The organism is uncultured Porphyromonas sp. (genome assembly GCF_938039215.1).
In the GTDB taxonomy this organism is placed as follows: domain Bacteria; phylum Bacteroidota; class Bacteroidia; order Bacteroidales; family Porphyromonadaceae; genus Porphyromonas.
On record NZ_CALHVI010000031.1, the window covers coordinates 45,378 to 71,618 of the forward strand.

A 26,241-nucleotide genomic window follows, 5' to 3' on the forward strand; every position below is an offset into this window, starting at 1 on the left:
AACTATGGCACAGACGCTCGTCCACACCGACTTTCATTTCCCAAATCAAGAGCGAGTCTATCATGGCAAGGTCCGTGATGTCTACTTCCTCTCAGGCGACAAGGTAGCGATGATCGCTACCGACCGTATCTCCGCCTTCGACGTGATCCTCCCCAAGGGCATTCCCCACAAGGGACAGGTGCTCAATCAGATCGCTACGTACTTCCTCGAAGCCACCCGAGACATCGTCCCCAACTGGCTGATCTCTTCCCCCGATCCCATGGTCTCTCTGGGGCATCGCTGCGAACCCTTCCGCGTGGAGATGGTCATCCGTGGCTACCTCACGGGCTCCGCTTGGCGTGCCTATCAGGCTGGAGAGCGCACCCTCTGCGGTATCCAGCTACCCGACGGCATGCGTGAGAATGAAGCCTTCCCCAGCCCCATCATCACCCCGACAACCAAGGAAGATGTCGGGCATGACGAGAATATCTCTCGTGAAGAGATCATCCGCACGGGTCTCGTCAGCGAAGAAGACTACAAGCAGCTCGAAGCCTATACCTATGCCCTCTTCGCTCGGGGTCAGGAGATGGCTCGCCAGCGTGAGCTGATCCTCGTAGACACCAAGTATGAGTTCGGCAAGAAGGATGGCAAGATCTACCTCATCGACGAGATCCACACGCCCGACTCTTCCCGCTACTTCTATGCTGAAGGTTACGAAGAGCGCTTCGAGCGTGGCGAGGAGCAGAAGCAACTCTCCAAGGAGTTCGTCCGTCAGTGGCTCATCAAGAACGGCTTCCAAGGTCGTGAGGGTGAAGTCGTCCCCGAGATGACCGAAGCCTATTGCCAGAGCGTCACCGACCGCTACGTCGAGCTCTACGAAACAGTCACAGGTCATAAGTTCGTCGCTGAGCCCACCGACGACCTCGCAGGGCGCATCGAGCGCAATGTCCTCGAGGCTCTGAAGTAAGAGCTTCCTCTCCTCGACTACAAATGGCTAGCCCCATGATCCTCCCGAGCAAGGGTCATGGGGCTAGTGGCTCTCTAAAGAGTCGCTCTCAGAGTAAAAGGATAAAAGGAGGCAGGAAATTCAACCCTCCCAGATCAACATAGTGCACATAGACAGGTATGACCTCATAACTGAAAGCGTCTCTCTGAGCAAGGCTATCCGACACTGCCCAACGGAGTAGATCTATCCAAATCAAGCGTGGGAAAGCAAGCCTTTCTTTGCCTTCATCAACACCGATCTAATCAGGTGAAAGCAAGGCCTTCTGATATTATTTTAGGAAGTGCAATAGCCTAGGTTTCTTCCCTAGATCTCACTACCTTTGGGGCATATACAACTAACAGAACTACATTAAACGTAAGCAACACAATGAAGACAACTCCATTCACCGACATTCACAAAGCTCTAGGAGCTAAGATGCACGAGTTCGCAGGCTACGACATGCCTATCGAATATCCTACGGGGATCATCGAAGAGCACATGACCGTCGTCAAGGGCGTAGGTGTATTCGATGTCTCGCACATGGGGGAATTCTGGGTTAAGGGGCCAAATGCGCTCCAGTTCGTCCAGGATATCACCAGCAACGATGCCTCCAAGCTCAAGGTCGGTGATATCCAATACACCTGCTTCCCCAACGAACAAGGTGGTATCGTCGATGACCTGCTCGTCTACCACTACGAAGACGAAAAGTATCTCCTCGTCGTCAATGCTGCCAACATTGATAAGGACTGGGCTTGGTGCCAAGCACACAACGCTGCTGGAGCCGTGCTAGAGAATAGCAGTGACAATGTAGGTCAGCTCGCGGTCCAAGGTCCTCTTGCTACCCAAGTGCTCCAGCGCCTAACAGATGTAGACCTCTCCTCCATCCCCTACTATACCTTCAAGGTAGGCACCTTTGCTGGTTGCCCTGAGGTCATCCTATCCAACACGGGTTACACTGGTGCAGGAGGCTTCGAGATCTACTTCTATCCTCAGCATGGAGAGAAGATCTGGAATGCTATCTTCGAAGCAGGTAAGCCCGAAGGCATCCGCCCCATCGGTCTCGGCGCTCGTGACACGCTCCGCCTAGAGATGGGCTTCTGCCTCTACGGCAATGATATCACCGACACCACTTCTCCTCTAGAAGCTGGACTCGGCTGGATCACCAAGCTACTACCCGAAAAGAACTTCCCCAGCAAGGCCTTCCTCGAGAAGCAAAAAGCCGAAGGGATCACTCGCAAGCTCGTTGCCTTCAAGCTCTCCGACAAGGGTGTGCCCCGCTCGCACTACGAGATCGCAGATGCCGAAGGCAATATCATCGGTGAAGTCACTTCAGGCACAATGTCCCCCACCCTCAAGACGGGGATCGGGATGGGCTATGTGAAGAAGGAGCACTCCGCAGTAGGTACACCTATCTACATCGTGGTGCGCGGACGCAAGCTCGCTGCCGAAGTCGTCAAGCCTCCCATGCGTAGCGTAGAGTAATCCTCTACTTCGAGGAAACACCATAGTCCTCCAACAACAAAGCCCCAGAGACCAGCTACCCTAAGGGCAAGCTGATCTCTGGGGCTTTTTCTCTATCCGTGCTAGGACTACACGGGGCTAGGGGCTATGGGACTAGAAGCCGCTTCGCTAAGCTCTAGGCTTGCTCCGCCCGTCACCATTCTTATTGACGAAGTAAAGCAGACCGAGGAGGTTGACGATGCCTAAAGCGGCACCCATACCGACGATCATCCGCTGCGCTTCACCTAGGAAGAAGAGCGAGACGAGGGCTGCGATGATGATGAGCACGATGAGTGCGATGATAATCTTCTTGACTAGCTGCATGATCTATCTGTATCAATGAGGAGCAAAGCTACGACAATTCCGCCATTCAGACCAGAGAAACGAAACAGCCCACAGCCTCCACCTAAGTGGAGTGCTGTGGGCTGTCGTTTGCTTCTGCCCCCGAAGGAGGAGAAATGCTTGGGGATCTACTAGTAGCGGCTAGCTACAACGTCCCAGTCTACGATCGCCCAGATATCCTTGATGTGGTCGGCACGGCGATTCTGGTAGCTGAGGTAGTAAGCGTGCTCCCAGACATCGACACCGAAGAGGGGGCGAAGGCCATGGACCACAGGATTGCTTCCGTTAGGCTCCTTCGTGATGACGAGTTCACCGTCTTCCTTAGCAGAGAGCCAAGCCCAACCCGAGCCGAAGAGCGTCGTGCAAGCCGTGAGGAATTCCTGCTGGAAGGCTTCAAAGCTACCCCACTTAGCGACAATGGCATCAAGGAGCTTACCCGTAGGCTGGCCTCTCTTGCCTGGTCCAAACTGAGTGAAGTAGAGGTTATGATTGAGCGTCTGGCCTGCATTGTTGAAGATCGGTCCTTCGCTCTTGCAGATGATCTCCTCAAGAGAAGCATCAGCGAGCTCCGTCCCTTCGATGAGGGAGTTGAGCGTATTCACATAGCCAGCGAGGTGCTTGCCATGGTGGAAGGAGAGCGTCTCTGCGCTGATAGCAGGCTCAAGCGCATTAGGGGCATAGGGGAGTTGGATGAGTTCGAACTTCATTGCGTTCTTTATTTGAAGTGATAAAATCTTATTCGGGAAAGGCCATCTTGCGGAGCCTATCAATTACCTAACCATGAGGATACTCATATTGTTTGCTTTCAGCTAGGACGCTATTGTAATAGCGGGGATCACCCGTCACCTCTTCGCCCACCCATGGCGGAAGGTCGAAGTGCTCTTCGGGAGTACTCAGCTCGATCTCTGCCAAACAGAGCCCCTCATGCCGTCCAGCAAAGACATCCACCTCCCATAGATGACCTTGGTATGGCACCAGATGGCGCACCTTCGTGAGACGACGCTCCCCACACATCACCAGAAGAGCCTCGACATCGGCTAGCGGGATCTCATACTCGTATTCGTCACGCACCAGCCCACGCTCATCCGCACGGCTCTTGATCGTAAGGAAGGCCTGTTCTCCACGACGACGCACACGCACCGTTGGGCTATCAGCATGGAGGTAGCCTTGGTCAATCGGAAGAGTTTCTATTGCTGCCTCTCGGAAGGCAACAGTAGAAACAAGAAACTTGCGTTCGATCTCTTTCATCCCTACCGATTAGCCGAGTGTAACCTGAGTAGCCCCGAAGCCATATTCCCTAAAGGACGCATCTTGATAGCGGCAAGTCGAATACTTATGCTTCAACTCCCGCTCGATCGAAGAGCGAAGGATACCGTCACCCTTCCCATGGATGAAGATGATCTTACGCCCCTTCTCCTTGAGGTGTTCACGCATCGTACGGTGGAAGTACTCCAGCTGGTAAGCGTGAATATCCGCACTAGACATCCCGGCGGTCGTCTCCAGCAGATTGGAGGCATGAAGATCAACGACAAGTGGTTCCTCTCGCTGAGTTGTCGCAGGTGAAGGGCGACGCTCGGCGCGCTCTGCTACCTTCTTTGCCTTGAGGGATTGCTCTAGGGCTTGGGGATCGATCGTTGGGGGCTCCTTGCCCGCACCCCGCTCTACGATCGGGATCATCAGCGCCTCATCCGTGAAGTAATCATTCTCACGGAAGGAGTGGAGCTTGAAGAACTTTGTGGTATCTAGGCGCAAGCGCACCGAAAGGGGATGCTGGAGCTTAGTGACTCGTTGCTCTGAGAAGGGAAGGATTTGCACTGCTAGTTGCTCCAGATCATTGAGCTCTGCGGGAGCAAACTCCTCCAGGAAAGCATCCGAATGCGGCTCGATCACACCCGAGGCTCGGAGCTTATAGCCCGTACCAACAGCACTCAGGTAGGCAAAGTAGAGTGAGAAGTTGCTGTAATTAATGAGGTAGGCTTCGTAGTTCGTCAGCCCTAGCTTCGTCCGATCTTGAGGAAGGAAGGCAAGCGTAGCTGTCAGCTCATCGGCATCAGGACGATAGGTCTGTGGAAGGCTTTGCTTGGGAGCGGAGTGCTTCACCTTGACCTCTGGCTGAGGCTGAGCTTCGGGCTTCGCCTTCTGGAGCTTCTCTTGAATAATCTGAGGAGGACGAATCTCGGGGATGAAGGTATCACCTTCATCGACAACAACACATTCCTTCAGAAGAGTGGGGATCTCGAAGCCATCAGCATCTTCGACCCAAGCTGTATCAGCCGTGATACGAGCGACCCGCCCGCCACCGACGGCATTGAGGAAGCGCACTTGGCTCCCGACCTTTACATTATTGGGATTATTCATAGCTATATGTATGGGTGCCTAAGAAAAGGCATGGTGTCATAAGTCTTTAGGAAAGCATGCGCTGCACTAGATCAAAGAAGCCAAGAGTATAGAGATACTGAGCAAGAAGGAGCGTAAGCAGGATTGCTCGCAAAACGAGCCCCATGCGTTCGGGAACAGCCCCCATCCCTCGGGCTACGATGAAGCCAATGGGAACGACCGTCAGCTGGAGTAAGGCCGGAGCCTCTGCCGCCATGAACGGGACGAGCAAGAGGAGCACCAACGGATAGAAATGCAGGACGGCGAACATATCCCGATGTCGGACATTCTCCCGATAGAAACGTCTTCGATAGAGCAAGCTCCCAACAAGGAAGCACACGACGAAGCTCCAATAACACAGGGGTGTGACGAACGCCATCCCGCTCACTTCCCGAGGAAGAGGCAAAGGAAAGTCCCTCAGGAAAAGCTGCTCGTAGCTACTCAGCACGCTAAATCCCTGGAAGATGAGTACTGCGAAGAGAAGCCACATGGGAAGGAAGGCACCCGCTATCAGCCCCACAAAAGAGCGACTCTCCATAGAGCGCAGGCGATACTGTGCTAGTAGGATGATGGGTAGCAGGACCCCATAGAGCGGGGTAAGTAGACACAGAAGCCCCACCAGCAGTCCAATGAAGAGATAGAAACGAGGCTGGTGCGTATCTTGATAGAGACCGAAGCTCAAGAAGAGGATCAGTTGCAGGAAGATCACCGCAAGCCCCGAGAGTGCACCCAGAGACGGCGAGGTCGTCATCAGAGCTACAAAAAAGAGTACCATCGTAGCTCGCTCTCCCTTCTCTATCAGGAGATAGCGCTCTCCCGTATAGATAGCAAGCGTACTGATCAAGGCTAGGGCTAGAAGTCCGATCAGTCTACTGATCCACGTCGATGCTGCAGGGAGCTGGGGGATGAGCCCCTCTATGACCTCGACCTGAAAACTCAGATGAGGAGACGACGGGAGTATATAGACCAGCAAGAAGATTAGGATCCAAAGGATGACCTCAAGCCAGTTCGTACGTCGCCGTGCCGACGAGGAGGTGTACATAATCGTAGATGCTCAGAGTGGGGAGAAAAGCAATGCCTACGGGCAAGGCCTCTCCATAGAGAGGCTTCCCCATAGGCATTGTGAGAAGAATACTATACTAGGACAGCTTCAGAAGATCTTGACCGATGTCTCGGCGTAGAGACTTACCCTCAAAGTGCACCTGATCAGCGAGCTTATAGCATCGCTCTAAGGCTTCCTCCAACGTGGATCCGAGACAACTCGCAGTGAGCACTCGTCCCCCAGAGGTAACGAGATGCCCCGAGTTATCCTGGGCTGTACCTGCATGGAAGAGAGCAGAGTCGAAGGTCGGCTCATGAGGATAGCTGATAGGCTTACCCTTGGCATAGGAGCCTGGATAACCTTCGGAGACAAGCACCACGGTAGCTGCGTACTTCGTGGATTCCTCGAGCTGGTAGTCACCGAGATCACCCGTAGCCATACGCTCTAGGAGCTCGACGAAGTCGGAGTCGATACGGAGCATCACAGACTCCGTCTCAGGGTCTCCCATACGGCAATTGTACTCGATGACATACGGATCACCGTCGACATTCATCAGACCAGCGAAGATGAAGCCCCGATAGTCAATCCCTTCGCTTCGTAAGCCTTCGATCGTAGGACGTACAACACGCTCCTCGACCTTCTTCATGAAGACTTCGTCTGCGAAGCTCACTGGAGAGACAGAGCCCATCCCTCCCGTATTGGGACCCGTATCCCCTTCGCCGATGCGCTTGTAGTCCTTCGCCACGGGCAGGATGCGCCAGTTGTGACCATCCGTAGCGATGAAGACCGAGCATTCGATCCCATGGAGATACTCCTCGATGACAACACGTGTGCTAGCTTCTCCGAAGCGACCGGTCAATAGCTCCTGCAGCTCTCGCTCCGCCTCCTCTAGATCTTCACTGATGATGACCCCCTTACCAGCGGCCAGTCCATCGGCTTTGAGCACATAGGGAGGACGAAGTGTCTTGAGATAAGCCACAGCGTCATCGTAGGACTGACGATCGAAGGTCTTATATCCTGCGGTGGGGATCCCATAGCGCAGCATGAAGGCTTTGCTGAAGTCCTTACTCCCTTCGAGCTGTGCTCCACGGGCATCAGGGCCGACGATCAGAAGGTCCTTCAGACCCGCTTCCTCTCTGAGGTAATCTGCGATCCCCTCGACCAAGGGGACCTCGGGACCAACGACGAGGAGCTTGATTCGTTCCCGACGAATTAGATCAGCGATAGCAGCGAAGTCTGTGACTCCGATACGAGGGAGACACGTCCCATAGAGTGACATCCCAGGGTTACCGGGCGCAATGAAGAGCTGACTGAGGTGGGGACTACGAGCCATGCGCCATGCCAGCGCATGCTCACGTCCGCCCGATCCCAATAGGAGAATATTCATAGAAGCAATTTAGAGTGGATACGATGTGCCCAGTGACTACAAGTGATCAAAGAAATAGCGAGCCATCGTATAGTTGAGATGCACACGATCTACACCCATCACATTGTGACGATGCTCAGGGTAGATCATGTAGTCGGGGTAAGTGCCAGCCTTGACACAAGCCTCGACAAAGAGCTGCGTGTGCTGCCAGACGACCGTTGGGTCGATCGTCCCGTGGATGAGGAGGAGGCGACCCTTCAGGTCCTTAGCTCGGAGGGATAGGTTCGTTTCCTTGTAGCCCTCGGGGTTGTCCTGTGGTGTGTCCATATAGCGCTCGCCGTACATGACTTCGTAGCGAGCCCAGTCTGTGACAGCGCCACCAGCGACCCCTACCTTGAAGACATCAGGATAGGTAAGCATGAGGTTCGTCGTCATGAAGCCACCATAGCTCCAGCCAGCAACCCCGATACGATCGGCATCGACATAAGGGAGGCTCTTGAGGAAGTCTACCCCCTTCATCTGGTCTGCCATCTCATTCTTACCGAGGTGGCGGTGGATGATCTGCTCGAAGTCAGCCCCACGGTGTGCAGAGCCACGACCATCGACAGTGAAGACGACATAGCCCTGAGTAGCCATGTAGAGATCCCAACCTAAGCAACCAGCGTGGAAGCGATTCTGCACGAGCTGGGCATGAGGGCCATTGTAGACATAGACGATGGTAGGATACTTCTTGCTGGGGTCAAAGTTCGTTGGCTTGAGCAAGCGGTAGTGGAGATCAGTCACCCCATCAGCAGCCTTGATCTTACCGAAGGTGATCTCGGGATTGATGAAACCCGCTTCGGGATCCTTCGACTGATAGAGCTTAGCTAGCTGCTTACCGTTGGAGACGGAGACTAGGCGCTGCTCCGTAGGATTCTTCAGCGACTCGTAGGTATCGAGGAGGAACTTCCCATCGTGTGAGAGTCGGGCGACATGCCATCCACTCTGAGGGGTAAGGAGCTTTTTCTTCCGTCCATTGAGGCTGACAGAGGAGACGACTCGGTCAATGGGGCTGAGCTCGGTAGAGGTATAGACCAGCGTCTTGCCTCCATCTGCAAAGCCGAGGAAGTCTGTGACCTCCCACTCTCCACGGGTGATCTGCCCAAGGAGCTTACCATCGACATTGTAGTGATAGAGGTGAGTGTAGCCATCACGGCGCGTCTGCCAGACGAACTCGTGATCACGTCCAGGGATGAAGCGCATCGGCCACTGAGGCTCGATGTACTTACGGTTGGACTCGGAGAAGAGCGTCTTGATATAATCACCCGTCTTAGGATCGTAGGCCTTCAGATCCATGTGATTCTGCTCTCGGTTGAGCTCTGCGATGTAGATCGTCTTACCATCAGGAGCCCAAGAGATATTCGTCAGGTACTTTTCCTTAGGTTCACCCGTCTTGATGTAGACCACCTTACCCGAAGCTAAGTCATAGACACCTAGGGTGACATGGTGGCTAGGCATCCCCGCCATAGGATAGTAGAGCTTCTCTTCGGTAGCCTTACGAGCATCGGTATGCACGAGGGGATAAGCTGCGATCATCGTCTGATCCATCCTATAGAAGGCGAGCTGCCTGCCATCAGGGCTCCAGAAGAGTCCGCCATTGATCCCGAATTCGTTCTGATGCACGGTCTGCCCGTAGACGATCGTGGGGCTACCATCGGTGGTCAGCTGGCGAGAAGTACCATCAGGAGCGAGGACGAAGAGGTTGTCCTCCTTGACTACTGCGGCATGATCGGCTCGAGGAGCTAGGAGGAAAGCTTGCTCCGCCTTGGCACGCTCGAAGGATGCTACGAGCTTCTTTGCACGAGGATCTACAAGGTGGTGCTTCTGCCCGAAGGTGATGGAGAGGAGTTCTCTATCGCCTCCGACTACTGTGAAGGGAGAGAAATACTTTGCCCCCTTCCCCTTAGAGGCTTCCCCGAGAATCGAGAGAAGTTCGTCTTGGGTAAGGAGCGTCGTCTCCTTCGTCTGGGTAGCGGGCTTCCCGATGACTAGGCGTGTGCTGTCGATATAGATGTAGTCATTCCCTAGCCAGCTCAAAGAGCGAAGCGAGGTACGACGAAGCATCTTAGGAGAGCCAAGCGTGTATTCCTCAAGTGTCGGGGTGCGTGGTGCCTCCTGAGCGAGGAGGGGTGCAGATGATAGGGCTGTAGCAGCCATAGCAAGCAGAGCTAACGTACGGATATTCATCATTCCTATATGTATAGATGTGTAGTATCTGATAGTAGCACAAAGATAGGCAATATCACTGGCCCAGAGCGAGGCAAGAAGCTAAGCTCGGGGTAACGGAGAATGGACTATCTACTGTAAGAGGCGGAGCACTTGCGGGTCTCCTCTACGCGACAGGCAAGGAGTGTGATCCCCGAGCCTTTGAGTTGCTCTGGGCCGACGACTGAGACGAGGTGGATAGCAATTTGCTCTGCAGTGGGGTTGAAGGGGACGATACACAGATCCTCAGGCACCAAGCGCTGAAGCTCGGGGAGTAGGGGATCTTCACTCCAGATCATCATCCGATGATCCCAATGCTCTTCGAGCCACATACACAAGCGATCTCGGATCTCAGAGAAGTCGATGACACGGCCCAGAGGATCAAGCTCTGAGGCTGTACAGACGAAGTGGATCCGATAGTTATGTCCATGGAGATGTCGGCATTTACTTTCGTGGCCGACGACACGGTGGCCCATACTGATATCGTGGTAGCGCTCTACTGTGATCATATCTATCCTATTAGCTATACAAAGATACGGCATCTTACCCAGAAGGGGAAGAGGCTCTGAGGGCAGGATCCCCCAGAGCCTCTATATGGCTCACGGGCACGATATCTCCTTGAGAGAGACACCGTGCCCGTGGCTAATCTTAGGTCGAACCTATTGCTTACTTAGCGATAGAGTCAACAACTGCAGTGGCAGCAGAGTCAACCATAGCAGCAGAATCAACTACTGCAGATACAGCTTCGACTACAGCGCTATCAGCAGCTACAGAATCCTGAGCGTTCTGATCGCTGTTACCTGCACAAGATGCAAACGTAGCAGCTACTGCGACAACTGCAAATGCGAAAAACTTCTTCATCTTTCTTTCTTACGTTAATTAGTTATTAATTTCGAATTCGTCATGAATAACACCGCAAAGATACAGCAACTTTCTGATTCAACAATAAGTCTTCCCTTAATATTGCCGTTGACCCATGAGTATGCGTCTGAGACACCCACCCATGCTTTCTCGACGTATCGGAGTTTCCTGAAGAGGCTACCCCAAGTGCGCCTTTTGCGGTATTACGAGTTAGGAGAGACTCATTCTCTTCCTTCCTCTGTGGAGTATAGCGGACTCGAACCGCTCACCTCGACACTGCCAGTGTCGCGCTCTAGCCAGATGAGCTAATACCCCAGACACTTATGAGGAACTTCCGCATGCACCTCATCAACGGCACAAAGGTAGTAAATATTTTATTTACAAGTATCTTTGTTCCTTGTGGACAGCAGAAAAAATTTTGCACCACCCTCCCTAAAAGACAAGACTTATGATTCTCTATAACACAACTTTTGTCCTAGCACCGAGCACCGAGACCGACTTCCTCTCCTTCATGCGAGAGATCTATCTCCCCGCCCTCGAAGCCGACACACTTGTTCGGACCCCCTGCCTACATCGCGTCATCCCTCAAGATGAGGAAGCCGATGCCCTCTCCTTCGCTCTACACTTCTATGCCGAAGGGGAGGCACACCTGCAGGACATTCTATCGAACACAGGGCTACGCATCGCCGACCTTCTGGTGAAGCGCTTCGGGGAGCAGGTCCTTGGCTTCAGCACGATCATGCACGTCGTCGAGTAAGGAGCCACCCTACTACATATATATAATAGACATCACACGACAGAAGCAGCATATATGAGCGAGCGTATCATCATGGGCATTGACCCTGGGACCATCGTCATGGGCTACGGTCTGATCGAGGTGAAGGGGCAGACGGCTCGCCTGCTGGCTCTGGGGGTGATCTCTCTGGATAAGTTCGAGAATCACTACCTACGCCTCAAGCGCATCTTCGATCGTGTACAAGGGCTCATCGATGAGTTCCACCCCGACGAGCTAGCGATCGAAGCCCCCTTCTTCGGCAAGAATGTACAGAGCATGCTCAAGCTAGGACGTGCCCAAGGCGTAGCCATGGCTGCAGCACTCACCCGTGACATCCCCATCACCGAATATGTCCCGATGCGCATCAAGCAGGCCATCACCGGCAATGGAGCCGCCTCCAAGGAACAAGTCGCAGGGATGGTCCAGCGCTATCTGAAGATCCCCGCCGAAGACATGCCACGGGAGCTAGATGCTACCGACGGCCTAGCAGCAGCCCTCTGCCACCACTTCCTGACCTCCTCTCCCCTCCGTTCGGCTTCGGGAGGAGCGACGAAGAACTGGGAAGACTTCGTCAAGCAAAACCCCTCCCGAGTGAAGGGGCTCAAGAAGTAGCCATCCGACATCCGAGCTCACTCCATAGATATATATAAAGCACTCGCCTCGATCCGACTTGGACCGAGGCGAGTGCTTTATTTATAGGCGAAGTAGAGACTACTTGAGCGTACCGTCCTGAGCGGCCTTCACCATATCCTTGCTAGGAAGGATGTAGACTTCTACACGACGGTTCTCACGACGACCAGCGGCAGTAGAGTTGTCTGCTACAGGCTCGTGGCTACCCTTACCTTCGACCTTGATACGCGAAGATGCGATGCCCTGGCCAGCGAGGAAGTTACGAACGCTTTCTGCACGGTTGTAGGAGAGAGGATCGTTGATGCGGTCGTTCCCCGTATTGTCCGTGTGCCCTACGATGAGCAGGTCCGTCTGGCTGTGCTCTGCGAGGTTAGCAGCGAACTTACGTAGCGTCGTCTGCGAAGCAGCGCTGAGGGAAGAGGAGCTGGTAGCGAAGAGGATACCACTGTCGAAGGTGACACGGATAGCCTGACCATCGTTGATCGATTCGATCTTGGCATTCTTGACATCCTGCTCCAGTTCCTTCTTCTGCTTATCCATCTTCTTACCGATGAGCGTACCTGCAGTACCACCGATGACACCACCGATAGCAGCACCGATAGCAGTGTTACCTGCGACACGACCGATACCAGCACCGATCAGAGCACCTGCACCTGCACCGATACCAGCACCCTTGATAGCATTGCTAGCACCACAACTTGATAGGACGAGAGCGCCAGCGAGGAACGCTGCCGCCATTGATTGCTTCTTCATTCTTATATACAATATTATGTTGTTTGATAAAGTCTCTTGACTCTTAACCTTGACGGCTACTGAAATACTTCATGAACTGGACTCGCTCGAAGAGGCTGGGATCTGACACAGAGCCATAGCTCAGACGGCCACGGAGTTCATCGAGGCTCTGGTAGCCGTGCTCGACCATCCAGCGCTGGAGTCCCACAAGGGCTTCCTTGATCGCAGCTGCACCTTGCTTATAAACGGCGGTACACATCTGCGTAGTATCTGCACCAGCAAGAATAGCCTTCGTCAGCTCCTCCCAAGTATAGACTCCCGTAGACGCTGAGATCTGCACATCGGGGACTAGACCACGGACGAGCCCCGTGAAGCGCAGGGTCTCGGTGAAGTCACCCGCATGGGAGAAGACTTCACCACCGATGAGCTGTTCACGATCCAGATCAATATCGATCTGGTAGGTGCGATTGAAGAGGGTCACCGCCGCGGCCCCTGCTGCACGGAGCTTGTCGACGAGCACGGGGAGGTTCGTATGGTAGCGGGAGAGCTTGACGATGATAGGAAGCCCCTTGCCGACGAGCGAGGAGACGATGGAGACATAGAGCTCCTCGGCCCTGACTGGATCGAAGTAGAGATCCGTCTCCAGACGCATAACATTGATCTCCAAGGCATCTGCTCCTGCCTCGTGGATGCGCTCGGCGAACTCCGCCCAGCTCCCTGAAGAGCTACAGTTGATACTAGCTATGACGGGGACAGAGAGTTCTTCCTTAGCCTGACGAATCAGCTTCAGATAGCCTTCGATGGCCTCACTGCGGACATAGGAAGAGATGTAATCCTCTGCCTCGGGATAATCATTCTGTGCGATCAGATGCCCCGTCTGCATGAGGATCTGCTCTTCGAAGAGCGACTTCAGGATGACAGCGCCAGCGCCAGCCTCGACGAAGGACTTGGTACGCTCGATATTGCGGGTCAAGCCCGAGCTACTGAGGATGATCGGGCTCTGCAAGGTCAGCCCTGCGAAGGAGGTGCGAATATCTACCATTATCGTGAGTGTCAAATGAGTGAACGAATGGGGAGAAACGTCAAGGCAAAGATATTACTAATTCTCCAGAGGACACCCTTCTCACCCTACATTCGCAGCTCTTTATCCCCTAGGGGCGACGGCGAAAATCAGCACGCTCGGAGCTGGGGCAAATGTGGGTGAAATTCGGTCGGAGAAGCCTAGAGGTCTCGACCCGCTCACAGCCCGCTTGTAGAGCGGCTTCTCGAGGGGTCACGGCGGAGCGCTTCGAAGGGGGCATTTCGGACCCTACGGTAGGTCGCCGATAAAACCTACTGTAGGTCGCCTCGACGACCCACGGTAGGTCGCAGTGACGACCTACCGTAGGTTTCTTTTGAGGGGTGCAGGACCACCCTCCTTCCCACTGCCTAGAGTGACGGAATAAGTTGGGGGTAAATCAGTACCTTTGAAACATCACCAATCAAGATTTAGGAGTCACACCATTCCAACATTTAAACATGAGAACGCTAAGCATCATCATCCTCACGCTCCTCGGCTACTACACACTGACAGCTCAGAGGCAAGACTCGGACAGCATCGCTCACACCCTCCTAGTGGCGAACTACGAATACAGCTGTCGGAGCACCGACGCTCAGGGTAAGGATCTCACCGTCAGCTACGGACTCACCCTCCAGGTCGGACAGGATCAAGCCTGCACCATGGGACGCAAGCGACACGACGGAGAGAAGGATCAGAGCGAACAGCTACTCTATGTCCCCACCACCTGGCAGAACTACCCCAAGGGGCGCATGACCTCCGTCGAGATCATCCCGCCCTACCGCTACCTCACCACCGAGGCCATGAAGCAGATCAGCTGGACGGTACTCAGCCAGTACGATTCGATCTGTGGACACTCCTGCCAGAAAGCGACGGGCGAATACGCAGGTCTCAAATGGGAGGCTTGGTTCGCCGAGAGCCTACCTACCCGCTTCGGACCTTGGCGGCTCGGTGGACTACCTGGACTGATCCTTCGAGCCACATCGGAGGATGGTATCCACCGCTTCGAATGCCAGGGCGTAGAGGCAGTGAAGGAGGCTATCCGCTACAGCACACCAGAGGGAGCTGTGAAGTGCGCACGGAGCAAGTTCGTTGAGCTACGCAATCGCCTCTTCACCAATCCCAACTATCTGAGCAAACCCTACTACTATATCAAGCCCGACGAGATCAGTAGTATGACCGTCATGAACGGCACGATGACGCTGGGGGATGTCCCAGTCAACATGAAGCCGGCGAAGTTCCAGCCCCTAGACTACTAAACCCTCATGTGTCGGCGCCTTCTGCTCCTCGTCACCCTCGTCCTGAGCTTCGCCTCCGTCGGAGCTCAGACTCAGACGGTGACCCTCAGCGGTCAGCTACGCTCGGGCACGGAGCCTGTAGCGGGTGCCGTGCTAGCCCTGCTACAGCCCTCCGACTCCAGCCTCCTGACCTACACCATCTCCGACAGCGAAGGGCGCTACCGACTCCAGCTAGAGACTTCGCTCCCCGCTCTGGTGCTTCGTGTCAGGAGCCTAGGCTTCAAGCGTCGGCTACTTCACCTCAAGGCCCAGTCCCAGACACTTGACCTCAACCTCGAGCACGAAGAGCGCCTCCTGCGTGAAGTCATCGTGAAAGCTCAGAAGCTCTGGGCACAGCGGGATACCCTCAACTACCTGGTCTCGGCCTACACCCTACAGCAGGATCGCACCATAGGCGACGTGCTGCAGCGCCTGCCCGGCATCACGATCGAGGACAACAAGGTCATCAAGTACCAAGGCCTCCCCATCAACCGCTTCTACATCGAGGGCCTAGACCTACTACGTGGACGCTACGGCCTCGCCACCCAAGGGATTAGGGCGCAGGACATCTCCACCGTACAGGTACTGGAGCACCACCAGCCTGTGCGTGCCCTAGAGGACCAACAGAGCACCCAGCAGGCGGCCATCAACCTCAAGCTCACGGACAAAGCCAAGGGAATATGGTCCAAGGCTCTTCGCCTCGGTGCAGGAAGCTACGCTCCAGGTCCGCTGTGGGATGCCTCGCTTCAAGCCATGCACTTCGGGAAGAAGCGACAGCACCTCCTCCGCTACAGCAGTGACAATCTAGGGCAGGAGTTCGACGATGCCGTAGCGCACTATGGAGGCTTCACCTCTGAGGACATCCGTCTGCTCAGCCTCGTAGTGCATGGCCGCCCTCCTGTAGGGAATGGGCTCTTCGGCTACCGTCATAGAGCTAACCTCAGCACGCTCACCCGACTCGCCGACAGCGCAAGTCTCAGCTACAATCTCCACTACCGCCATCAGCTAGCCTACGGGAGCTCCTTCGCCAAGACCACCTACCTCCTCCCCGAGGGGGCTCAGCTACAGCTCACCGAGGACATCAGTGACCGCACACGGAGTCACGCCGCAGAGCTACAGCTAAACTACGAGAAGAACCACACGCAGAGCTTCTTCAGCTCCACCTTCTTCCTCTCGGGAGCGTGGGACGAAGGGCATGGGGAGATCCACTCCACAAGTATCAGAAATCCTCTCGTCGTAGGAGCAGGCTCCAAGAGGACACAGAGCCTACAGACACTCCGCTACCGATCACTCCGCCTGAACAACCGCACCCGCTGGGTGCACCGAACGGCTGGGGGAGCGGGCTTCGAATGGAGCTCTACCAATAGCCTCAGCTATACCCCACAAGCCCTCAGCCTCGAGGGGACCAAGATAGCTCGGCAGGAGCTAGGAGTCAGCTCCTACTCCTCGGTCAATCGATTCGAACTTCTAGGCAAGGTCAAGTCCCGACGCTGGACGCTCTCGGCCACGGGCCACCTGGATGCCACCTATACGACCCTTCACTCCCAGCTCACCCACCCCGATATCCATCGGACTACTCAGGGTAAGCTCAGCCACCTACACTCGCGCCTAGCCTTTGGTCCCGTGGCACGCTACAGCCATGGAGCACTTCAGGGGACGCTCACCCTCCCTCTAGCGCTCAGCTACACCGCTCTAGACAATATGCCCATCCTAGGAGAGAGCAATGATGCCCAGCGCCTTCGCTTCTACCTCCAGCCCTCCCTCTCCCTAGTCTGGAAGGCCAGTGACAGCTATAGTCTCCAGGCAAATGCCAGCTACAGCTCCAGCGAGACTCCCTGGCATCAGCTCCTCTCTGCGACCGTGATGCAGAACTATCGTAGCCTGTCCCGCTACCGAGCGACCCTCCACGATAGTCCTACCGTGAACGCTGATGCACGGCTCTCCTACCGAGATCTCTTCAGTCGGATCTTCGCCCACATCGGAGCGGCATGGCACCACTCATGGAGTGACATCGCCTACGGCACGACCCTCGATGACGAGGGGCAGAGTTTCCTCGAGGCGACCTACATGCCCCACCACAGCGAGCGCTACACCCTCTCCGCCTACGGCCGTAAGGACATCGACTGGCAGACGATGCAGCTGGTGCTCTCGGCTTCGCTCTCCCAAAGCGATCAAGAGCTACTCCGTCAGGGAGATCGCATGAACTACCGAGCCCTAAGCTACAGCCTACTGGGCTCCCTAGGACTGGATCTCATCCGAGGCTACCGCCTGGAGTATGACGTCCGCTTTCAGGGACTAAGCTCGCATCTCGCTGGGCGAGAACTGAGAAGCAACGAACTGAATCAACGCCTCCAGCTCTCCCTCGACTTCCTCCCCACTCGCCTGCAGGGTAAGCTCCACGCCAAGCACTGCCATAATAATGGTGCCTACCTTGGTCGGCGAGACTTCCTCTTCCTCGGGGCAAGCCTGAGCTACAAACCTTCTAAACAAGTAGAACTCGTCCTCGACGGCGACAACCTCAGCGACATACGTAGCTACTCCATCCGCCGTCTGGAGGAACTAGAGGAATACTGGACCACCTACCACCTACGTCCACGCTCGCTCGTCCTATCCCTGCGCCTCTCCCTCTAGGGGCGGGAGGCCAGCAGGAGCACGACACGCTAGCTCCGTATTATGTAGTGGCGACGCTCACGACACGTCCCAAGCACAACCCCCTTCAGACCTTACAGCCAGAGCTTTGGGAAGCTCTGGCTGTTTCTTTCTCGCCACGAGCATCCTTAGGAACAAAATCGGCGCGTGTGGAGCAGGAGTAAAGATGGGGGAAATTCGATCGGAAAAGCCCAGAGGTCTCGACCTGCCGACATCCCGCCTGTAGAAGGACTTCTCGAGGGGTCACGGCGGAGCGCTTCGAAGGGGGCATTTCGGACCCTACGGTAGGTCGCCGATAAAACCTACTGTAGGTCGCCTCGACGACCCACGGTAGGTCGCAGTGACGACCTACCGTAGGTTTCTAAAGCCACCATTAAGAAGTCCATGAAAGACCCTCCGAGGAAGAAGCATCCAGGCTGTTTATTCTCCGCCAACTCATCCTCCTCAAACTCCACCCCGATCAAAGCAACATCAATAAAGAAGATCCGCTTATCATGTCCCAAGGTCAATCATGGGAAGGCTGATTAAACCTTGACCCTCCTCTGTGATCAAAAGGAGTGAGAAGCTATAAGCAAATCAAGCATAGGGGCTGACAGCTAGAGGCTAGGACACTCAAAAACAAAGACATAGACGATCCACTCAATACAAGCCCCACCAAGTAGCCACAACAGCCCCTAGATACGAACTGTTATATCCATATATCCAGCCGACATATTCGGCATATATCTTCGAGCAGATGCCCTGCTCTTTCCAGCCACAAACAGCTGGACTACAACAGCTTTAACAAGCTTATAAAACGAGTGAACAACTACGGAGAAAAAAAACTAACTTTGTAGTGAACGCTATTTTCTGTTGATTATTATAATGGATTGAATTATGCTTAAAGAAAAAAAATCACACCTGACTAGAATAGGTGTCTTCTACGACGGCAACTACTTCTGGCATGTCAGCACTTTTTACTATCAGTATCACGAGCGAAAAAGCCGCCTCAGCGTAGGAGGACTACACCGCTTCCTCAAATATCAAATTGCCCAACTTGAGGGGACTTCGCCTGAACTCTGCAAGATCGTCGATGCTCATTACTTCCGAGGTCGACTCACAGCCCCAGAAGCGGCCAAAGCTGCAGGAGACGTACTCTACTACGAACGACTCTTTGATGATGTGCTCAACTCTGAGGGGGTGACGATGCACCATCTTCCCCTCTCTCGTGCTGGCAAGGGGAACAAGAAAAAGGAGAAGGGTGTGGATGTCCTCTTTGCTCTAGAAGCCTACGAGCGAGCCCTGCAGCACGAGTTTGATATCGTCGTACTCATCGCTGCCGATGGTGACTACATCCCTCTTGTTCGCAAGCTCCATGCTTTGGGCACCCGTGTGATGGTCCTCGGCTGGGATCTGGAGCACGAGGGAGAAGCTCGTCGGGAACCAACGACGACCTACACCTCCTTCGACCTCCTCGAAGAGGCAACTTATCCCATCATGATGAACGAGCTCATCGACAGCAGAGCCTATCGAAGCGACCCCATCATCAATGGACTCTTTGTCAACAAGGGGGTAAGCGAAGAGCGCAACCGAGAGGTCAAGGGACGACCTTATCAAGCCCCCACGGCGCACGCCCGCACCATCGACCCTGCATCTGTTGCTCGCCTCCGAGATGATGAGCTCCCACCTGCCGAGCAGGATCAGCCTACTCCCGAAGAAGAGAAGCCACGACTGGCCAAAGCTCCCGAGCCCGAGATCACCCTATCTGTGAAGGATTCGATCGAAGCCCCCGAAGTCAAGATCATCGGACATATCGACCTCCCCGAAGAGAAACATACGATCGTCATCGGCGAAGAGCTCCCCTCAGGCTTCATCAGAGGGCAGATCAACACCCTCAAGGCAGGCTTCGGATTCATCGATGTCGGAGTGAAGGAGAATGCCTTCTTCCACTACAAGAGTCTCAACGGGGTGAACTTCAATGACCTCCTCGTCGGAGACTTTGTCGAAGTTCACTTGAACCGCAATGAAAAGGGGCAACTCGTCGCCTCAGATGTCACCCTGCTCAGCGAGTAAGTAGGGCTCAATCTACTTCTTAAAATATTTAGCCCTGCCCAGAACCCTCCCAAGGGAGCTCTGGGCAGGGCTTTTTTAGCTACCCTCATAGTACGACCTACACCTTACCCCTGCTTGGATCAGAGGGTTAGCTTGCATACGCTTCGCAACGCACCCTCGCTGAGTTTGCGTCTTTCTCTGTGATTGCATACATTTGCTCATGTGAATAGGATGGATCTGGTGCTACCGCTTCTCACCCCTCTCCCTGCGAGAGATCCACAAGGAGAGCACCGATGAAATTGGGTCGATAACTACGACCCCTCACCCATTAGCACTTCACCACATGAACGGAACTATTAAAGAGACGGATCAGCGTCTGGGGATCGTCACAGCTATCTCCCCTGACGAAGTCACCGTCCAGATCCAGCAGCAGAGTGCCTGCAGCGGTTGCCATGCCCGCAACTGGTGTGTCAGCACCGAATGCAAGGATCGCTATCTACATCTCAAGACGCACGGACGGAGCTTCTCCATCGGTCAGCCCGTCCGAGTAGTAGCCCAGACGAGCGTAGGTCGCTTGGCTGTGGTCTTGGCTTTTGTCCTCCCCCTCCTACTCCTCGTGGCGGCAGTTGCCCTTGGGCAGTCGCTACTCCAGCTTAGCGAAGGGGGCTCGGTAGCCTTGGCACTCGGTGTCCTCACCCTCTACTATCTCTTCCTCTACTCCCAGCGTCAGCGCTTGGGTCGTCGCCTTACTCTCAAGGTCGAGTCCCTAGCCCCTCACCACGAATAGCACCCTTTCCCTATGTATATTACGATCATCGTCTTGACGCTTATCGGAGCGATAGGAGCTCTCCTGCTCTACTTCGTCTCTCGGAAGTTCGAAGTCAAGGAAGACCCTCGCATCGCAGAGGTCGCTGATGTCCTGCCTCAAGCGAACTGCGGAGGCTGTGGCTTCCCTGGTTGTGCCGCCTTCGCTGGCGCTTGTTGTAAGAGCGAGACCCTCGAAGGGCTCTTCTGCCCCGTCGGGGGAACACCCGTCATGGAGAAGGTCAGTGGCATCCTCGGCATTGCTGCCCAGAAGCAAGATCCGCTGGTCGCCGTCGTCCGATGCAACGGCACTTGCGAAGCTCGCCCCCGAACCAACATCTACGACGGAGCTAGTAGCTGCGCCATCGCCTCAGCCCTCTACAAGGGGGACACCGACTGCAGCTGGGGCTGTCTCGGCATGGCTGACTGCGTCCACTCGTGTAACTTCGATGCCATGTACATGGACCCAGAGACCCGCCTCCCCGTCATCCTCGAGGATAAGTGCGTGGCCTGCGGTGCCTGTGTCAAGGCTTGCCCTAAGACCATCATCGAGCTACGCAAGAAAGGTCCCAAGAGTCGACGCATCTTCGTCAGCTGCGTCAATAAGGACAAGGGCGGTGCGGCTAAGAAGGCTTGTAGCAATGCGTGTATCGGTTGCTCCCTCTGCTTCAAGGAGTGTAAGTTCGAAGCCATCACCATCGCTGACAACCTCTCCTACATCGATCACACCAAGTGTCGCCTCTGCCGTAAGTGCGTCCCCGTCTGTCCTACCCATGCCATCCATGAGCTAGGCTTCCCTCCCCCCAAGCCTAAGGAACCTCAGGAAGAAGCCCCCAAGAAGGAGAAGGAGCCTGCAGCTCCAGCCACTCCGACACCTCCCACCGAACCGCTTACCGCCTAACCTATAGACCTCTCTCCTACGACACATGCTACGCACATTCCGTCTCGGAGGTATTCACCCCCCCGAAAACAAACTTTCGGCAGAGCAGCCCATTAGAGAGCTACCCCTGCCTCGTGAGGTCATCATCCCCATAGGTCAGCACATCGGCGCTCCTGCCGTCCCTACCGTACAGAAGGGCGACCTCGTGAAAGTCGGTACAGTCATCGCTAAGACTGGAGGCTTCATCTCCGCTAACATCCACTCATCTGTCACTGGCAAGGTCACCAAGATCGACAGCTTCTTCGATGCTGGGGGATACAAGCGCCCTGCCATCGTCATCAGCGTCTCCGCTGAAGAGGAAGAATGGGAAGAAGGCATCGACCGCTCCCCTGAGCTCATCAAGGCATGCAGCCTAGAGCCTCGGGAGATCATCGAGCGCATCTCCGCTGCTGGTATCGTAGGGCTGGGGGGGGCGACCTTCCCCACCCATGTCAAGCTCTCCCCTCCCCCAGGAGCTAAGGCCGAGGTCTTGATCGTCAATGCCGTAGAGTGTGAGCCTTACCTCACCAGCGACCACGCCCTCATGCTCAGCAAGGGCGAAGAGATCCTCGTCGGTGTAGAGATCCTCAAGCGTGCCCTCGGGGTAAGCCGTGCCGTCATTGGGATCGAGAACAATAAGAAGGATGCCATCCTCTACCTCTCCCAGCTCGCTATGGACTACGAGGGGACAGAGGTGCTTCCCCTGAAGGTGCAGTATCCTCAAGGCGGGGAGAAGCAGCTCATCGATGCCGTCCTTCGCAAGCAGATCAAGAGCGGTGCTCTACCTATCTCCGCAGGAGCTGTCGTGCAGAATGTCGGGACGGTATTCGCTGTCTACGAAGCCGTACAGAAGAGGAAACCTCTGGTCGAGCGCATCACCACCGTCACGGGCAAGCACCTAGAGACCCCCTCGAACTTCCGAGCTCGCATCGGTACACCTATCGGGCATCTCATCTCGGCTTCGGGCGGACTACCCGAAGACACGGGTAAGATCATCGGCGGTGGCCCGATGATGGGTAAGGCACTACTGAGCACCGAAGTTCCCGTGACCAAGGGCACCTCGGGCGTACTCATCCTGCCCCGTGAAGAATCCACTCGTCGCCCCATGCGCAACTGCATCCGCTGCGCTAAGTGCGTCTCCGTCTGCCCTATGGGGCTTAACCCCGCCTTCCTCATGCGGGATGTCCAGTATGCCGACTGGGAAGCCACCGAGAAGGGCTACATCGTGGACTGCATCGAGTGTGGCTCCTGTAGCTATACCTGCCCTTCTAACCGCCCTCTCCTTGACTTCATCCGTACGGGCAAGCAGAAGGTCTCCGCCATCATCCGTGCCCGCAAAAGCTAATCCTCATGGATCGTCTCATCATATCCCCCTCCCCTCACATCCACAGCGGTGACAGCGTCGAGCGCAACATGTATGCTGTGCTCATCGCCCTAGCCCCAGCGTGCTTAGTCTCGCTCTTCACCTTCGGGCTAGGAGCCTTCGTTGTCCTACTTGTAAGTGTCCTCGGCTGTGTCGTCACCGAATGGGCCATCACTAAGTATCTCTACAAGCGACCCACGTCCATAGGCGATGGCTCCGCCATTCTTACGGGGCTCCTCCTCGGGATGAACCTTCCCTCGAGCCTCCCCTGGTGGATCATCCTCATCGGCGCAGTGGTGGCGATCGGTGTAGGGAAGATGAGCTTCGGAGGGCTCGGAGGAAATATCTTCAACCCCGCACTCGTGGGGCGTGTCTTCCTCCTCATCGCCTATCCCGCTCAGATGACGCTCTGGCCACAGCCTGGGCAGTACATGAGCTATACCGACGCTGTCACAAGTGCTACCCCGCTAGGCATTGCCAAGGGGATACAGACGGGTGCTCCTGGCATGAGCTGGGACCAGATCCCTTCGTCCATGGATCTCTTCTTCGGCATCCATGGCGGTAGTCTGGGCGAAGTCAGTGCGCTAGCACTACTCCTAGGGCTGGGGTACCTGCTCTATCGCCGAGTGATCACGTGGCACATCCCCGTAGCCGTACTAGGGACGGCCTTCGCCTTCTCTGGGCTCATGCACCTCATTGACCCAGCGCTCTATCCCTCGCCCCTCTTCCACCTGCTGACAGGCGGTATGATGCTCGGGGCGATCTTCATGGCAACAGACTATGTGACGAGCCCCATGAGTGCCCGAGGCCAACTCCTCTATGGTGCGCTGATCGGTCTACTGACGATCCTCATCCGTCTCTTCGGTAGCTACCCCGAAGGGATGTCCTTCGCTATCCTCATCATGAATAGCTTCACTCCTCTGATCAACATGTATATCCGTCCGAAGCACTTCGGTGGACGTTAGCCGTATGAAGAAGCTCAGTTCGACACTCCCCAACATGCTCCTCTCCCTCGGAGGGATATGTGTCCTCGTCTCGGGGATCCTCGCTGTCGTGAACCAAGTGACGACGGCTCCCATCGCCGAGGCAGAGATGAAGGCTAAGGTAGAAGCTATCCGTGCCGTAGCCCCCGCCTTCGATAATAATCCCTTCGAGGAGAAGATGCTCGTCCTCCCCGAGGGCGAGACAGACAGCCTCACCGTCTACCCTGCTAAGAAGGGCGGGGCTCTGGTAGGCTTTGCCATCGAGAGCTACACGCAGAAGGGCTTCAGCGGGCTTATCCGTGTGATGGTCGGCTTCGATGCTACGGGTCAGCTCGTAGACTTCTCCGTCCTCCAGCACTCCGAGAGCCCTGGTCTCGGGTCTCGCATACCCGAGTGGTACCACGAGAAGAGCGAAGGCTCTGGTATCCGCGATGTACGTGGGCTGAACATGAAGAAGGAAGCCCCCCTTACCGTCTCTAAGGATGGGGGGAAGGTAGACGCTATCACCGCTGCGACGATCAGTAGCCGTGCCTTCCTCGACGCAGTCAATCGTGCTTGGCGCACCTTCTCTACGCTCGAAGTCGGGACAGGTGAAGCTCCCAGCCCAGCACCCGCAGTAGCGCCAGCCGACTCCTCGGCATCGAAGTAACCCCCTACCCTCAGTCCTCGATCCTATGAAACCGCTAGATATCATCCGCAACGGCATCACGACGGAGAACCCTACCTTCGTGCTCCTCCTCGGCATGTGCCCTACGCTCGCCACGACGACCTCAGCGCTCAATGGTATGGCGATGGGCTTGGCGACGATGTTCGTCCTCATTTGCTCCAATACCGTCATCTCCCTGATCAAGAGCCTCGTACCCGACGCTGTCCGCATCCCCAGCTTCATCGTCGTCATCGCAGGCTTTGTGACGATCGTGCAGATGCTCATGCAGGCCTTCGTCCCTAGCCTCTACGCTTCGCTGGGGCTCTTCATCCCTCTGATCGTCGTGAACTGTATCGTGCTCGGTCGTGCCGAAGCAGTAGCAGCCAAGCAGGGCGTCCTCCACTCGTGCCTCGACGGCGTGGGTATTGGCCTCGGGTTCACCCTCTCCCTGACAGTGCTGGGTCTGCTACGTGAGCTCCTCGGCAGTGGTGCCGTCTTCACGCTACAGATCCTGCCCAAGGAATACGGAGCACTCCTCTTCGTCCTCGCTCCTGGAGCCTTCCTCGTGCTAGGCTACCTCATCGCCCTCAAGAATAAGCTCAGTAGCAAGAAGTAATCCTCCCATGACACATTATCTCCTCCTCTTTGTCGCTGCGGTCTTCGTCAACAACGTTGTACTCTCGCAGTTCCTCGGTATCTGTCCCTTCCTCGGCGTATCTAAGAAAGTAGACACGGCGCTGGGCATGGGCGCTGCGGTGACCTTTGTCCTAGCCCTCTCGACGATGTGCACCTTCCTTCTCCAGAAGTTCGTACTAGAGCCGCTAGGGATGGAGTACATGCAGACCATCACCTTCATCCTCGTCATCGCCGCCCTAGTACAAATGGTAGAGATCATCCTCAAGAAGGTATCACCCGCCCTCTACCAAGCACTCGGGGTCTTCCTTCCCCTGATCACTACGAACTGCTGTGTGCTCGGGGTAGCGATCCTAGTCATCCAAAAGGACTTCAACCTCCTCGAGAGCATTGTCTACGCCATCTCCATTGCCTTAGGCTTCACCCTAGCGCTAGTAGTCTTTGCCGGCATTCGTGAGCAACTCAGCCGCACCGAACTGCCCCCCGCTATGAAGGGCATACCCATTGCGCTGATCTCAGCGGGTCTCCTTGCCATGGCCTTCATGGGCTTCAGTGGCATGGTGAAGATGTAAGGCGCACAAGCCCCCCTCTCCTCTACAATACCGGCCAGCCCGCATGTGCGAGCTGGCCGGTACTGTTTTTTCCCCGAGCAAGGGGAAGGAGGAAGCCCTGCCTCCGTCGCCGTAGCGCCATAGCCCTACCCCTCGGAGGCAGCCTGCTGACGTTCTCTTTCCTCTTGGGCTAAGATCGCCCGATAGAGATAGTCGATGCTCTCTAGATCCCCCTCTTCACCAGACAAGAGCTCAAAGCTCCTACAAGGCTCATCCTTTGGGATACTCCTCACATAGCCTAAGATAGATCTAGCTGGGGGATCTGTTGTTCGACCATCCACGCATCAAGTGTACATCTCTACTCCTCCTATAGGAGAAGTAAGCGCTGAGCAGTAGCATGCTCAAGCTTGGCGATGCTAGGACGGGGATCATACCCCTAAATGCGACCATCCATACACGCTCCACTAGGCTCTTCTGGGGCAAGGAGGCAAGTTGC

At 55.4% G+C, this 26,241-nt stretch carries 25 protein-coding genes and 1 tRNA gene; 14 read left to right on the plus strand and 12 right to left on the minus strand.

Annotation, left to right across the window (positions count from 1 at the left end; all coding sequences use genetic code 11):
• Window positions 1–4: 4 nt before the first annotated feature.
• Window positions 5–946, plus strand: coding sequence for a phosphoribosylaminoimidazolesuccinocarboxamide synthase (locus Q0336_RS04205; RefSeq protein ID WP_298526021.1), 942 nt, complete (start codon window positions 5–7; stop codon window positions 944–946).
• Window positions 947–1,351: 405 nt separating this feature from the next.
• Window positions 1,352–2,446: a glycine cleavage system aminomethyltransferase GcvT gene (gene gcvT, locus Q0336_RS04210; RefSeq protein WP_298526023.1), complete on the plus strand. Its 1,095-nt coding sequence runs from the start codon at window positions 1,352–1,354 to the stop codon at window positions 2,444–2,446.
• A gap of 147 nt (window positions 2,447–2,593) precedes the next feature.
• Here the strand turns inward: gcvT and Q0336_RS04215 are convergent, their stop codons facing one another.
• The 10 genes from Q0336_RS04215 to Q0336_RS04260 form a co-directional block, all read right to left on the minus strand.
• Window positions 2,594–2,788, minus strand: a complete 195-nt coding sequence (locus Q0336_RS04215) for a hypothetical protein (RefSeq protein ID WP_298526026.1) — start codon at window positions 2,786–2,788, stop codon at window positions 2,594–2,596.
• A gap of 149 nt (window positions 2,789–2,937) precedes the next feature.
• Window positions 2,938–3,513, minus strand: a complete 576-nt coding sequence (locus Q0336_RS04220) for a superoxide dismutase (RefSeq protein WP_298526027.1) — start codon at window positions 3,511–3,513, stop codon at window positions 2,938–2,940.
• Between the two features lie 67 nt (window positions 3,514–3,580).
• On the minus strand, window positions 3,581–4,054 hold the full coding sequence (locus Q0336_RS04225) for a CYTH domain-containing protein (RefSeq protein ID WP_298526029.1): 474 nt from the start codon (window positions 4,052–4,054) through the stop codon (window positions 3,581–3,583).
• A 9-nt stretch (window positions 4,055–4,063) separates the two neighbouring features.
• A complete protein-coding gene (locus Q0336_RS04230; protein WP_298526031.1) occupies window positions 4,064–5,164 on the minus strand; it encodes a DUF2027 domain-containing protein in 1,101 nt (366 codons plus the stop codon).
• 46 nt (window positions 5,165–5,210) lie between these two features.
• Window positions 5,211–6,224 carry a DUF6427 family protein gene (locus Q0336_RS04235; protein ID WP_298526033.1) on the minus strand — a complete coding sequence of 338 codons (1,014 nt, stop codon included), beginning with the start codon at window positions 6,222–6,224 and terminating at the stop codon, window positions 5,211–5,213.
• Window positions 6,225–6,321: 97 nt separating this feature from the next.
• Window positions 6,322–7,611: a phosphoribosylamine--glycine ligase gene (gene purD / locus Q0336_RS04240; RefSeq protein WP_298526035.1), complete on the minus strand. Its 1,290-nt coding sequence runs from the start codon at window positions 7,609–7,611 to the stop codon at window positions 6,322–6,324.
• Between the two features lie 36 nt (window positions 7,612–7,647).
• Complete coding sequence (locus Q0336_RS04245; protein WP_366139520.1) at window positions 7,648–9,816, minus strand: S9 family peptidase; 2,169 nt, start codon at window positions 9,814–9,816, stop codon at window positions 7,648–7,650.
• A gap of 107 nt (window positions 9,817–9,923) precedes the next feature.
• Complete coding sequence (locus Q0336_RS04250) at window positions 9,924–10,343, minus strand: 6-carboxytetrahydropterin synthase (RefSeq protein ID WP_298526039.1); 420 nt, start codon at window positions 10,341–10,343, stop codon at window positions 9,924–9,926.
• 157 nt (window positions 10,344–10,500) lie between these two features.
• Complete coding sequence (locus tag Q0336_RS04255) at window positions 10,501–10,695, minus strand: hypothetical protein (RefSeq protein WP_298526041.1); 195 nt, start codon at window positions 10,693–10,695, stop codon at window positions 10,501–10,503.
• A gap of 241 nt (window positions 10,696–10,936) precedes the next feature.
• Window positions 10,937–11,010: transfer RNA gene (locus Q0336_RS04260), tRNA-Ala, on the minus strand.
• Between the two features lie 133 nt (window positions 11,011–11,143).
• Between Q0336_RS04260 and Q0336_RS04265 the strand changes: the two genes are divergently transcribed.
• Window positions 11,144–11,452 carry a DUF4286 family protein gene (locus tag Q0336_RS04265; protein ID WP_298526043.1) on the plus strand — a complete coding sequence of 103 codons (309 nt, stop codon included), beginning with the start codon at window positions 11,144–11,146 and terminating at the stop codon, window positions 11,450–11,452.
• 54 nt (window positions 11,453–11,506) lie between these two features.
• The gene (gene ruvC, locus Q0336_RS04270) at window positions 11,507–12,082 is read left to right on the plus strand and encodes a crossover junction endodeoxyribonuclease RuvC (RefSeq protein WP_298526045.1); all 576 of its coding nucleotides are present in this window, start codon (window positions 11,507–11,509) and stop codon (window positions 12,080–12,082) included.
• A gap of 99 nt (window positions 12,083–12,181) precedes the next feature.
• Here ruvC and Q0336_RS04275 read toward each other — a convergent pair whose 3' ends face one another.
• Both Q0336_RS04275 and Q0336_RS04280 read right to left on the minus strand, forming a co-directional pair.
• Window positions 12,182–12,853: an OmpA family protein gene (locus tag Q0336_RS04275; RefSeq protein WP_298526047.1), complete on the minus strand. Its 672-nt coding sequence runs from the start codon at window positions 12,851–12,853 to the stop codon at window positions 12,182–12,184.
• Window positions 12,854–12,896: 43 nt separating this feature from the next.
• Window positions 12,897–13,874, minus strand: a complete 978-nt coding sequence (locus Q0336_RS04280) for a dihydroorotate dehydrogenase-like protein (RefSeq protein WP_298526049.1) — start codon at window positions 13,872–13,874, stop codon at window positions 12,897–12,899.
• 476 nt (window positions 13,875–14,350) lie between these two features.
• Between Q0336_RS04280 and Q0336_RS04285 the strand changes: the two genes are divergently transcribed.
• From Q0336_RS04285 to rsxA, 10 genes are all read left to right on the plus strand, one after another.
• The gene (locus tag Q0336_RS04285; RefSeq protein WP_298526050.1) at window positions 14,351–15,148 is read left to right on the plus strand and encodes a GLPGLI family protein; all 798 of its coding nucleotides are present in this window, start codon (window positions 14,351–14,353) and stop codon (window positions 15,146–15,148) included.
• Window positions 15,149–15,154: 6 nt separating this feature from the next.
• A complete protein-coding gene (locus Q0336_RS04290; RefSeq protein WP_298526052.1) occupies window positions 15,155–17,797 on the plus strand; it encodes a carboxypeptidase-like regulatory domain-containing protein in 2,643 nt (880 codons plus the stop codon).
• Window positions 17,798–18,691: 894 nt separating this feature from the next.
• Window positions 18,692–19,867: an NYN domain-containing protein gene (locus tag Q0336_RS04295; protein ID WP_298526054.1), complete on the plus strand. Its 1,176-nt coding sequence runs from the start codon at window positions 18,692–18,694 to the stop codon at window positions 19,865–19,867.
• Window positions 19,868–20,189: 322 nt separating this feature from the next.
• On the plus strand, window positions 20,190–20,633 hold the full coding sequence (locus Q0336_RS04300) for a SoxR reducing system RseC family protein (protein WP_298526055.1): 444 nt from the start codon (window positions 20,190–20,192) through the stop codon (window positions 20,631–20,633).
• A gap of 12 nt (window positions 20,634–20,645) precedes the next feature.
• Window positions 20,646–21,551 (plus strand): Fe-S cluster domain-containing protein, encoded by a 906-nt coding sequence (locus tag Q0336_RS04305; RefSeq protein ID WP_298526057.1) that lies wholly within the window; start codon window positions 20,646–20,648, stop codon window positions 21,549–21,551.
• A gap of 25 nt (window positions 21,552–21,576) precedes the next feature.
• A complete protein-coding gene (gene rsxC, locus Q0336_RS04310) occupies window positions 21,577–22,914 on the plus strand; it encodes an electron transport complex subunit RsxC (protein WP_298526059.1) in 1,338 nt (445 codons plus the stop codon).
• 5 nt (window positions 22,915–22,919) lie between these two features.
• Window positions 22,920–23,897, plus strand: a complete 978-nt coding sequence (locus Q0336_RS04315; protein ID WP_298526060.1) for an RnfABCDGE type electron transport complex subunit D — start codon at window positions 22,920–22,922, stop codon at window positions 23,895–23,897.
• A gap of 4 nt (window positions 23,898–23,901) precedes the next feature.
• Window positions 23,902–24,564 carry an RnfABCDGE type electron transport complex subunit G gene (locus Q0336_RS04320; protein ID WP_298526062.1) on the plus strand — a complete coding sequence of 221 codons (663 nt, stop codon included), beginning with the start codon at window positions 23,902–23,904 and terminating at the stop codon, window positions 24,562–24,564.
• A 25-nt stretch (window positions 24,565–24,589) separates the two neighbouring features.
• Entirely contained in the window at window positions 24,590–25,177 is a 588-nt protein-coding gene (locus tag Q0336_RS04325; RefSeq protein ID WP_021667773.1) for an electron transport complex subunit E, read from the plus strand.
• 7 nt (window positions 25,178–25,184) lie between these two features.
• The gene (rsxA, locus tag Q0336_RS04330) at window positions 25,185–25,766 is read left to right on the plus strand and encodes an electron transport complex subunit RsxA (protein ID WP_021667772.1); all 582 of its coding nucleotides are present in this window, start codon (window positions 25,185–25,187) and stop codon (window positions 25,764–25,766) included.
• Window positions 25,767–26,241: the final 475 nt, after the last annotated feature.